Annotated in this window: 10 protein-coding genes and 1 pseudogene; 3 read left to right on the plus strand and 8 right to left on the minus strand. The window is 38.1% G+C overall.

Going from position 1 to position 10,088, the window contains the following annotated elements; translation table 11 throughout:
* Positions 1-229 precede the first annotated feature (229 nt).
* From OTG27_RS26230 to OTG27_RS26245, 4 genes are all read right to left on the minus strand, one after another.
* On the minus strand, positions 230-727 hold the full coding sequence (locus tag OTG27_RS26230; RefSeq protein ID WP_063575130.1) for an SRPBCC family protein: 498 nt from the start codon (positions 725-727) through the stop codon (positions 230-232).
* Between the two features lie 26 nt (positions 728-753).
* Positions 754-1,065, minus strand: coding sequence for a hypothetical protein (locus OTG27_RS26235; protein WP_268938573.1), 312 nt, complete (start codon positions 1,063-1,065; stop codon positions 754-756).
* Between the two features lie 70 nt (positions 1,066-1,135).
* Positions 1,136-1,780 carry a Type 1 glutamine amidotransferase-like domain-containing protein gene (locus OTG27_RS26240; RefSeq protein ID WP_268938574.1) on the minus strand — a complete coding sequence of 215 codons (645 nt, stop codon included), beginning with the start codon at positions 1,778-1,780 and terminating at the stop codon, positions 1,136-1,138.
* Positions 1,781-1,908: 128 nt separating this feature from the next.
* Positions 1,909-3,111 (minus strand): macrolide family glycosyltransferase, encoded by a 1,203-nt coding sequence (locus tag OTG27_RS26245; protein WP_268938575.1) that lies wholly within the window; start codon positions 3,109-3,111, stop codon positions 1,909-1,911.
* 289 nt (positions 3,112-3,400) lie between these two features.
* On the opposite strand from OTG27_RS26245, the gene OTG27_RS26250 reads away from it, so the two are divergent.
* Both OTG27_RS26250 and OTG27_RS26255 read left to right on the plus strand, forming a co-directional pair.
* Positions 3,401-3,976, plus strand: coding sequence for a pyridoxamine 5'-phosphate oxidase family protein (locus OTG27_RS26250; RefSeq protein ID WP_268938576.1), 576 nt, complete (start codon positions 3,401-3,403; stop codon positions 3,974-3,976).
* 44 nt (positions 3,977-4,020) lie between these two features.
* Positions 4,021-4,650, plus strand: coding sequence for a DUF2306 domain-containing protein (locus OTG27_RS26255; protein WP_268938577.1), 630 nt, complete (start codon positions 4,021-4,023; stop codon positions 4,648-4,650).
* A gap of 343 nt (positions 4,651-4,993) precedes the next feature.
* On the opposite strand, the gene map is transcribed toward OTG27_RS26255, so the two are convergent.
* Together map and OTG27_RS26265 are read right to left on the minus strand one after the other, a co-directional pair.
* Positions 4,994-5,734, minus strand: coding sequence for a type I methionyl aminopeptidase (gene map, locus OTG27_RS26260; protein ID WP_057276433.1), 741 nt, complete (start codon positions 5,732-5,734; stop codon positions 4,994-4,996).
* Positions 5,735-6,001: 267 nt separating this feature from the next.
* Complete coding sequence (locus OTG27_RS26265; RefSeq protein WP_063575122.1) at positions 6,002-6,235, minus strand: hypothetical protein; 234 nt, start codon at positions 6,233-6,235, stop codon at positions 6,002-6,004.
* 267 nt (positions 6,236-6,502) lie between these two features.
* On the opposite strand from OTG27_RS26265, the gene OTG27_RS26270 reads away from it, so the two are divergent.
* The gene (locus tag OTG27_RS26270; protein WP_268938578.1) at positions 6,503-7,960 is read left to right on the plus strand and encodes a S8 family serine peptidase; all 1,458 of its coding nucleotides are present in this window, start codon (positions 6,503-6,505) and stop codon (positions 7,958-7,960) included.
* A 789-nt stretch (positions 7,961-8,749) separates the two neighbouring features.
* Here OTG27_RS26270 and catA read toward each other — a convergent pair.
* The gene (gene catA / locus OTG27_RS26275) at positions 8,750-9,397 is read right to left on the minus strand and encodes a type A chloramphenicol O-acetyltransferase (protein WP_268938579.1); all 648 of its coding nucleotides are present in this window, start codon (positions 9,395-9,397) and stop codon (positions 8,750-8,752) included.
* A gap of 268 nt (positions 9,398-9,665) precedes the next feature.
* Positions 9,666-10,088, minus strand: a pseudogene (locus OTG27_RS26280) (hypothetical protein); the annotation flags it as partial.

The following is a 10,088-nucleotide window of genomic DNA, read 5'->3' on the forward strand; positions in this document are numbered from 1 at the left end:
TCAAGTACCTGTGGGGTCTCGGCTAGCCAGTTTTTCGGCAGGAGTGTCGCAAATTTCTTCCATCCATTTAGGATTACTGGAAAAAAACTTAAAAACATATTTCGGTGCGAGATCAGCCTACAGTTTTTTCCTGAAAACGTTCCAGCTGATTTCTTCAATCCATTCCAACCTTCAGGGTTCGGGATGCGATTCCGATTTCCTATTGTCTAAAAACTGTGGCCAACGACTATTAGCCTTTATAGCTGACTTGTCCAGTTTCAACCAATTCTTTCAGTCCCATAAACATTAAATTCCAGCCGTGTTCAGATCCATCGTGATACTCTCCGAGTGCTTTTTCGATATCAGATTGTGTCCAATTTTCTTCATGAGGAACGGTGATGTTTTGTGAAAATGTCATTTCACAGCCCTTTTGAAGTTCTTTCAGCTCAACTGTAATTGTATCTGCCGCTTCACTGAATTGCGGCATTTTAAAAGTGAACACTAATTTATTGGGACGGTCCATTTCAAGGTACTCCCCTATCGCCCGATAATCTTTTCCATCGCGATGATCAATAATCTCCCAAGTTCCTCCCACTTGCGGATCATTTTGTGCCACTTTATTTGTCCCCTCCAATGTAAAAAGCCATTTTCTCATCATCCCGGGGTCCACCCATGCAACAAATACCCTTTCAGGCATTACATCAAAATTTCTAATCATCTTTAAAGTGGTTGTCGAGTATTTTTCCATTTTCATACTCCCTCCTTATATCATTTTTATATACTTTTCAATTCTTCTTTTGAGACAGCACGCCAACCGTGTGCTTCCAGTTTCTCCAAATAAGTTTCCATCCTGATTTCCTCGATTTCGATCGCAAGCGGGTGCAGGGATACCAAACATTCATCCGAAGCATAATTTATCGTAACCTTTACAACCTCATATCCATTATGAAATCGTGGATCGAATCCGGGATCATCGATTATATCCCCTGTAACAGGACGAATATCAGATTCAAATGTTTTCATCATTAACCTATTCTTTTCTTGTTCTTTTATTGATGTAAAGAAGATCATTAAATTTACTTTCATTGCAGTCTCCTTTTCTCTATCCTTAACTTCCTGCGACCTTGCTCCAATTGGGATAAAGCGCCTGCCAGTTTTATAAGACTTTGGAATTCACTATTTCCTTTTTCATATATTGAAAGGAATAGATATCATTTATACCTTTATATAGTTCCCCGTTCTTGGAGAAAACTGCACTTCCATTTGGTATTGCATATATCTTTCGTTCATTTGATAGGGGAAATAATTCTCCATCTATATTAGCCTCGTAATGGACCTCAACGCTAAACCCCACTAATCCTAAGCCCTTGATCACTATCGTTTCTGGATAGTCTTTATCTTTTGTGATTATGCAATCTTTGCCGAAAGCTAATGAACCCGCACTATATCCAATGATTAAACCTTGAAAGTTTTTGATAATTGGGGTAAGTCCCTTTTCTTCAATTACATGGATTAACCTTTCTGGCTTTCCACCTATAAAATAAAGAATATCATGTTCCATTATAGACTTTTTCATTTCTTTGTCTGAAAGGTCTTCATTTAATAATTCAATACTTACATTCTCCATGATTGAAAAAGCTTGAGTAATACTTGCCATCCAACTTTCATACCTGGAATTGTCGGTTGCAAAAGGGATTATTAAAATCTTAGCTTCAGGTTTAATCATTTTTGAAAGTTCCAGGAACACTTCACGTAATTCATTATTCGTGTGATTTCCGCCACCAATTAAACAAATTTCCATATATGTCCCCCATTTTATTTTTCTATGTAAAAAGGACAATACCTTTTTAGGTCACCGTTCTTCATTCCAAGTGCCATAAGAAAAAGGATTTCCATACCCGCTAAGAAAATGCCGCCGATCATACATTTTTAAATATCGTATTGTCTTTTAAATTCAAAAATCTCATCAACAGCTTGGTGATATCCACCCGATTTTTGAAAGGATTCTTTTAATTTTGAAACAGTTTTATGGAAGGTTGGGTCGTTTAACACATGATCTGCGGCCTCACGCAGCTGATTTGCAGTCAAGCTTTGCATTTGTAATGTAATACCGGCTCCGATATTGGCAACTTGCCCTGCAATCATCGGCTGATCCGCGCTTTGCGGGATGACAATTAGCGGAACTCCATAGTAGAGACCCTCATTGGTACTATTCATTCCGCCATGTGTGATAAATAATTTAGTGTATTTTAGCACGTCCGTTTGTGGAACGTATTTTTTCACAATGAAGTTTTTGGGGATCTCTCCTAATTCAATTAGCGGGGTTTGTTGACCGACCGCCATGACCACCGTGTGATCGCTATTTCCAAATGCTTCAAAACAAAGCTTGTAAAAATCAAGAGACCGGTTAAAAACTGTCCCAAGCGAAATGTAAAGGGGACTTTTTCCTTTGAAATCAGCAAGGTCAAAGTTATCCTGCTTTATTCGTGAAGAGATGGACGGACCTACAAATTTGTAAGTTTGGTCGAATGCTTCTTTAAAAGGTTGAAACTCCCTAGTTGTATAAACGATTGAAAGTGGTGCAGGATTACAAAAAACTTCGTAAGCAGAATGGATCTCCACATCATATTTTTCCTTCACCATTGCCGTCAGTCTTTGAAATTCATCTTGTATAGGTTTACCTATTTCTGGAGTGATTTCTTTAGAAAGCTGTTCCAGCATTTTATCGAATGATGCTTTTGTCTGCGCAAAAGAAGTACAAGAATTTATTGCGGGAAGCTTAAGGATTTGGGCAAGCATACGTCCACAGCCAAACATGGAGTCATGGATGATGTAATCGAAATGCTCTCCTTTGATCTGTTCAAGCACGCTAGGTATGACGATATCTATTGTATGTAAAAGACCGTTGATTCTTTCGAGTAAATAATTTCTTCCCCCTGAGAGAAAAGCTTCTATAAATTTTTCACCGTCAATTGTTCGTACAGTAGCTCCCGTCCTCTCTATACGTTCCCGAAAAGACTCTATCGTAAAGTACACTACCTCTTCTCCACGCGAAATAAGCTCTTGCACAACTCCAATAGTTGGATTGATATGTCCTTCTGATCCAGCATTAATAAATAAAACACGTGCCATTCCACCACTCCTTAAATGATTCTGTAGGAGTATGGTCACTCTGCCATACCCTTCCAAATTCAAACAATATAAATTTATCATAGTACAATACTGGAAAATCTCAAATTCTTAATCACCCTTGTAATCTAAAATTAATATCGTTCATAAAGGTCAGCCGGATTCTTAAAGGGAAAATGAGCGCTGTATGCAGCTATCGCTTTTTTCATCAGGGCAGTATAGCTGAAAAAGGTAATCCACTCATTAATAGAGAACTTATATTTTAAAATGGATTTCTTTGGAGGGAATAATGATGGCAAAGTATTTTCCGGAAATGTTAGCTGAGCATCGAAACTTCATAAAGAAACAGCATTTGTTTTTTATTGCAACGGCACCTTTGTATGCGGCTGGGCATGTAAACCTTTCTCCAAAAGGGTATGATACCCTTCGCATCCTATCATCTACCGAAATTGCGTATTTGGATCTAACTGGGAGTGGTAACGAAACAAGCGGACATATTAATGAAAATGCCCGGATCACCTTTATGTTTTGTGCATTTGAAGGTCCGCCGATGATCTTGCGCTTATATGGTTCAGGCAAGGTGATTCTGCCTGAAACAGAAGAATGGGATCGGATGATAGGTCATTTTGAAATGATGCCCGGTGCAAGACAAATCATTTTAGTCAAAATTCATAAAGTCCAAACCTCTTGCGGATATAGTGTCCCCTTCATGACCTACTCCAATGAACGTGAAACATTGAATCGGTCTAACATGAAAAAGGGTGAAGCTGAACTGGAAAATTATTTGCGTGAAAAGAACTCCTCCACCATTGATGGCATTCTGACACCATTAGGGAAAAAATTATCGAATGACTCTAAAACCACCTAAGATTCTGCTTGTCAGGTACAAACATAAAAGGAGTTAAAAAAGGTATGATGCAAAAAAAAGGCTGGTGGATTTTAGTTATAGTCTCGGTTGGGATTATGATTCCTTTCATGATCCCCTATCTAACTTTAAATCCTGCTAACAGCCGTGTAGATATCACTTCGACAACACAATATTCTATACTGGTTACACATATTGGTTGCGCCTTTATTGCCTTAATAACAGGTTTTCTTCAGTTTATGGATCGTATTCGTTTGAAAAATCCAAAGGTTCATCGCTATATGGGGAGGATTTATGTTGTCAGTGTTTTTATTAGTGGAATTCTTGCTCTTGCCGTTGTCTTCTATATAGAAAGTTTCACAAAAGCAACGGCTTTTCTAACGCTGGCCATTCTGTGGTTATTCACATGTTGGAAGGGTTACCGTACAGCTGTTAATGGACAATTTCATGCACACCGAATATGGATGATGCGCAGTTTTGGTATTACTCTAGTAGCAGTCAGTGCACGTGTACTAGTACCCGTTCTTCTCATTACTTATTACACTTTTAATGGATTTATGCTTCCAGAAGGAAGATATAAGATGATCGAGGAAGTATTGAATGTAAACATTTGGGCAGGGCTCGTTCTCAACTTTGTCATAGTGGAGTGGATGATCCTTAATAAAAAAAACGAGTAGAGAAATCAGCTAATTGACTTGTTTGGCGAAGATTCTTTGTAACTAAAAAAAGTAACTATTCGCCGCTAAGAATAGTTACTTCAAATGAACCGGATGGGAATAAATAGGACAGGAGAGAGTTGTCCTATCTACTTTCATTATATGGAGTAACGATTACAAGGTGAATAAATTATCTGTTAGAAAAAAATCCGAAGAAACTTTGCTTAACCTGCCCCGCCCCTATAGTTGCATAAGAAAAGGAGCTGCAAAAGCAACTCCTTTAGATGCGAGAAACATTCTTTTTACTGTTACGAGTTTATATAACTTCAGACGAACTACGCGACTTTTTCCGACTATGCTTGAATTAAAGCGTGACAATGATCGGTCCATTTTTAGTAAGGATAATCGTATGTTCCACTTGAGCTACAAAGCTTTTTTCAGTAGCATAGGTCCAACCGTCTTCTTTTTGGAATACTTCTTCTTCAAGGGTTGAGATGAATGGTTCGAATGCGATAACCATCCCTTCCTTCAGTATTTCATTATCCCATGGATCATAATAATTACAAATATGGTCAGGTGCTTCGTGTATTCTACGTCCAACACCATGTCCTGTAAGGTTTTTGATAACCGTGAATCCATGCTGTCTCGCTGTTTCGAACACCGCTTTTCCGATTCTGCTTTTTTTGGAACCGGGTTTTGCTTTCTTAAGACCCGCCTCAAATGCCTTTTTGGCGACGTCGCATAATTTCGTTAATACTTCTTCTCCTTCGCCTACTACAAATGAGATTCCTGTATCTGCGAAATAACCGTTCTTTGAAGCAGATACATCTATATTTACTATATCCCCTTCACGAATAACCCGATCACCCGGAATGCCATGTGCCACTTCATCATTTAGGCTTATGCAAGTATAGCCAGGAAAATCATATTCACCTTTTGGAGCTGAAACTGCACCCGCTTTTTCTAAACGTTCCCCGGCTATATCATCAAGTTCTTTGGTCGTTATGCCCGGAATTGTTCTTTGTACCAATTCATCTCTAATGGAGGCAATAATTTTGCCAATTTCCTTCAAACCATTAAAATCATCTTCTGTTTTTGCAATCATTTTTTTCTACCTCATTATCTTTTATCATCAATAAACTATATAAGCATTCATTATACCCTTTATTTTAGCGAAAAATAAAAGCAATGTACATAATTGGGGACGATGCCCCTCTTTTCCCCCTACTTTTATTCTCATTCAAATATCCAACTTAATTGAAACATCTTAAATCGTTCTTCAACTATACTGCCCCAATAGTTCCATAAAAAAAAGCTGCCTTAAAGGCAGCTCCGACCTTCAGCTAACGCACTTGTTAGCTGAAAAAGCCGGTTACTTTCCGGATTTCTCATCAACAGGTTTTCGTTTATGTTTTTCATTAATGATCTTTTTATTAAATATCTTAACTTCTCCAACCATTAGTAACCTCATATCCTCTACAATATACTTGGCTAACTCTTGGTCAGTGATGTCATCTCCATCAATATCAAGGCGGAATTCCTGCCCTTGAAGCCCACCGCCATTAGTAAATTTGATTTCAAAGTCAAATTGAACTCTTTTATCCATTTGAACCCTCCTCATATTGATTGATACTGAAGTGCATTGATATATAAACCTTTTGGCGACACAGGGTTTTTACACCTTTCACAGTTCCCACTAGACATATTCCAGACAAAAAAAACATTCCCTTCTTCAACTAACTGCCCCGATCATTTCATAAATAAAAAGAGCTGCCAATTTCAATAATAGATTCATTAGAAAAACTTGGAATTTTAGTTGTTGTATATTAAGATAGTAAATGGTTAATATTTTCCATTATATAGGAGGAGACATATGAAAAAGAGAATTCTACATACGGTACTTTCGATTGCTGTAGGAGCGGGGATACTTTCCGTTGGTGATGTTCCTGCCCAAGCAAGGAGTCAAAATCAGGAGCTGAATGACTCATACGCAATAGCTTTTAAAGGTGGTTTACCAGAGAATTATCAAGAGGTAATACGGAAAGCCGGTGGTAAAATAACCAAAGTCCTTCCCGAGGTTGGCGGAATAGAAGCTCAATCGGACGAGCCTTCTTTTCTTAAAAACCTAAAAGCTAATTCTTCAATAGAAGCTGCTAACAGAGAAATTCCCCTAACCTTAGACAAAACAGCAGTCAGCCCTTATAACTATGGATCCAGTATCATCAGCCAGCAAAATTCTGAGAGTTATTGGGATTCCCAATGGGATATACAAAGGGTGACCAACGACGGGAAATCATATGATTTAGAAACAGGCGGATATAAAAATAAAGATGGAAGCATGACTCATAAAGCAGTGGTGGGAGTGATTGATACCGGAATTGATGAGTCTCATCCTGACTTAAAGAATAATAATTTAGGCGGACGTAACCTTGTTCCTGCTGGAATGGATGAATCTGAAACAGGTGATCCCACTGATATTAAAGATCGCAATGGGCATGGCACTCACGTTGCCGGGATCATTGGCGCAAATGGTAAAGTAAAGGGTGTAGGGCCGGATTTAGGAATCAGATCCTATCGCGTATTATACTCAGAGCAAGCCCTTGGATTACCAACTTGGATTATAGATGGAATCATTGCAGCAACAAATGACAAGGTAGATGTTATTAATATGTCTCTACGTTTCTATAATAATAACAAAATGACAATTGAGGGAGAAAGTTATAAATCAATCGCTGAAACGTTACTTTGGAAGAGAGCCATTCAATATGCAGTAAAGAATGGAGTAACTGTAGTGGCCGGAAGTGGTAATGAAAGTTTAAATTTAGATGATAAGAAGGAAGTTAACGAATTTTTAAATAAATTGTATGAACCATATGGTATGAGCGTGAAAGGGCCTGCAACCGTGGTACCGGCACAGCTGCCAGGAGTCATTAATGTGTCTGCCTCCACAAAATGGTCAACTCAACAGCTTGCTTTCTACTCTAATTATGGTAACAGTGCCATTGACGTGGCAGCTCCCGGAGGGGATTTCGGGCCTGAATATGCAGAAACCAATGACCCTGCGGCGGCTGATCCAAGTAACTTAATCCTTAGTACTTGGCCTACCTATTTAGGTACTTCATATGAGTTTAATGCTGGTACTTCCATGGCCACACCTCAAGTAGCTGGAATTGCAGGGGTTATTAAGGCAGCTCATCCGGAGTATAAACCAGCCCAAGTAACAGCTCGCATTAAGCAAACAACTCTTGACTATGGAAAGAAAGGACAAGATGCTTTATTTGGTTCAGGAGAAGCAAATGCTTATAGAGCATTGGAAAATATAAAGAAGTAGCTTATTTAAAAGTACAAGGAAAGAATCCTAATCAGAATCTGTAACCCAAACAACAATTGGGAAAAATATATCCATAACAATAAAGGCTATATGCCTGAAATATAAAAAACGGAAACACATAAAATGCGTGAGGCCATATTCTAATTAACACAACTCACCAGTTAAAATTCATCCCCTGCTTAATTGCAGGGATTTTTTGTTTTATCGCTTAATTACAAATTCTAGTCCAAGTATATATGCATTTCCCAATTTGTGTTATGGAATTATCCTGCCCCTTTAGTTTCATAATTAATGGCAGCCGGCTAGCCTCACCTTTTTACGATTTTGGCAATCTTGAAAATTCCAAAGCCGCAAAGAATTATGAGACCCATTATAATAATTGGTATCAAAATATTAAATGACATTGAATCATCTCCCTTTAATTATGTAAGTCATCATTATATCCATATAATACCAAACCGAAAAACATCTACTTATTGAACTAACGGTACATAAACCTTTTTTTAATTTTATAAAAAAAGGAACTGCTTTCACAGTTCCCAAGACTTTAGGCAAAAGGAGTTCTATCCAAATTTTTAAACATAGTTGAGTGGAGTGGGTGTGCGAGACTCCTGCGGGAATAGCGAGTCCAAGGGAGACCCCACAGGCGCAAGTGCGCCGAGGAGGCTCCCGGACCGCCCGCGGAAAGCGAGTGCCCTACGTTCCAATCAACGTCCAAATTTGTACAAGCAAAAAAATGTAGACAAATTCGATTTTCACAGTTCCCTTTTGTATTTTCCCGATGAACAACTAGAGCCAGTCTGCACTTTCATCAGCAAACCTTTGGAAGTCATTCATAAAAACACTTGCATGATACCCATCACAAACTGCATGATGAATTTGCAACGAAACAGGCAAGAACCATTCATCTTTTATTTGCGAATATTTCCCCCCGGTTATTATGGGTAAGAGAAAGTCGCCACCATTATTAATATTTAAATTAAATGCTGTAAAAGAACTCCAAGGAATCATGGATATCGGAATATGATTATCTGGTATAGGAGTCTTTGGAAATAAACTACCCGTACCATTGTATTCTTCTACATCTTTTTCATACTGGGAATGGAATTCAGAAAACCCACTTTCATTCGGTGACCAGATGCTAGAAAATGTGTATGTCTTCTTATCAAAAATTGTATAAGAAGGCAAAATTTCTGACCAATAACCTAAATTCCCTTCTTGGTTAAAGCTGGTTCTAAATTCTCGATGGGAATTAACTATTTTTGTAACCATGAAAATAAACGCAGGATATAACTTATAATTTTTCTTCTTTAAGTTTTCCATAAGAACAGTAATATTCATTTCATTCGTTATACTGAATGTTGTTTGTTGTTGTAAATAGTGTTCAAAGTACTCTTTCCGAACCCACTTTTCACAATCAATTATATTGAATTTCATATACAACGCCTCCTAATGTGTTTTACTTGTTTTAGGAGGCTATTTCCTTTGCTTTTTTCATGACAGTCATCCTTTTTTAAAAGAATTTGTACCCCAACATTATTAAATATTCCCAGACTAAAATCAACTTACAGAGATTACTTTCTCTAACGATCCTGCTCCGTTAATTCCATCAGGCATTAAGCATCACCATTTCTTATTCTTATGTCCTAAAAAAAGGCCATACCCTTCTTTAAAGGATATGGCTGGTGATATGGAGTTACTTTCATTACGGAAAGCGTATTGCGTTAATATCGACATTTATAGCACTTGAGGAGGTTACATTTGTTGCTACTGTATAAGCGATTCTAATTTCATATGTTGAAGTTCCAGTGATCGTAGCAGTATTTACATGAGTAGAAGCAACAGGAAACCTTGATGTACCTGCAGAAGTTACACTTCTTTGAACGGAACGTGTCTCTATTAAAACACCATTACGATATAGCCTAGTTTGAAAGGTGAAATTTGAGTTGGCCGTTGTGACCACATCAATTGATACCGCATAGTCCACTTTAATGCTCTGTCCAACAGTAGTTGGTACATTCATTGTAACCACTGTCGTTTCGGTTCCAGTCGTTGTGAGAGCGATTGGACCATCCGCTTCAGCAAAAAATAATTGAGGAGTTACACCGGTGGCTCCTGTTGCTCCGGC

Origin of the sequence: Peribacillus sp. AS_2 (assembly GCF_026891895.1) — a bacterium.
Classification (GTDB): Bacteria; Bacillota; Bacilli; order Bacillales; family DSM-1321; genus Peribacillus; species Peribacillus frigoritolerans.

Coding starts and splice junctions, on each gene's coding strand:
- OTG27_RS26230 (WP_063575130.1), bottom strand. CDS start 727: ATGGAAAAATACTCGACAACCACTTTAAAGATGATTAGAAATTTTGAT.
- OTG27_RS26235 (WP_268938573.1), bottom strand. CDS start 1,065: ATGAAAGTAAATTTAATGATCTTCTTTACATCAATAAAAGAACAAGAA.
- OTG27_RS26240 (WP_268938574.1), bottom strand. CDS start 1,780: ATGGAAATTTGTTTAATTGGTGGCGGAAATCACACGAATAATGAATTA.
- OTG27_RS26245 (WP_268938575.1), bottom strand. CDS start 3,111: ATGGCACGTGTTTTATTTATTAATGCTGGATCAGAAGGACATATCAAT.
- OTG27_RS26250 (WP_268938576.1), top strand. CDS start 3,401: ATGGCAAAGTATTTTCCGGAAATGTTAGCTGAGCATCGAAACTTCATA.
- OTG27_RS26255 (WP_268938577.1), top strand. CDS start 4,021: ATGATGCAAAAAAAAGGCTGGTGGATTTTAGTTATAGTCTCGGTTGGG.
- map (WP_057276433.1), bottom strand. CDS start 5,734: ATGATTGCAAAAACAGAAGATGATTTTAATGGTTTGAAGGAAATTGGC.
- OTG27_RS26265 (WP_063575122.1), bottom strand. CDS start 6,235: ATGGATAAAAGAGTTCAATTTGACTTTGAAATCAAATTTACTAATGGC.
- OTG27_RS26270 (WP_268938578.1), top strand. CDS start 6,503: ATGAAAAAGAGAATTCTACATACGGTACTTTCGATTGCTGTAGGAGCG.
- catA (WP_268938579.1), bottom strand. CDS start 9,397: ATGAAATTCAATATAATTGATTGTGAAAAGTGGGTTCGGAAAGAGTAC.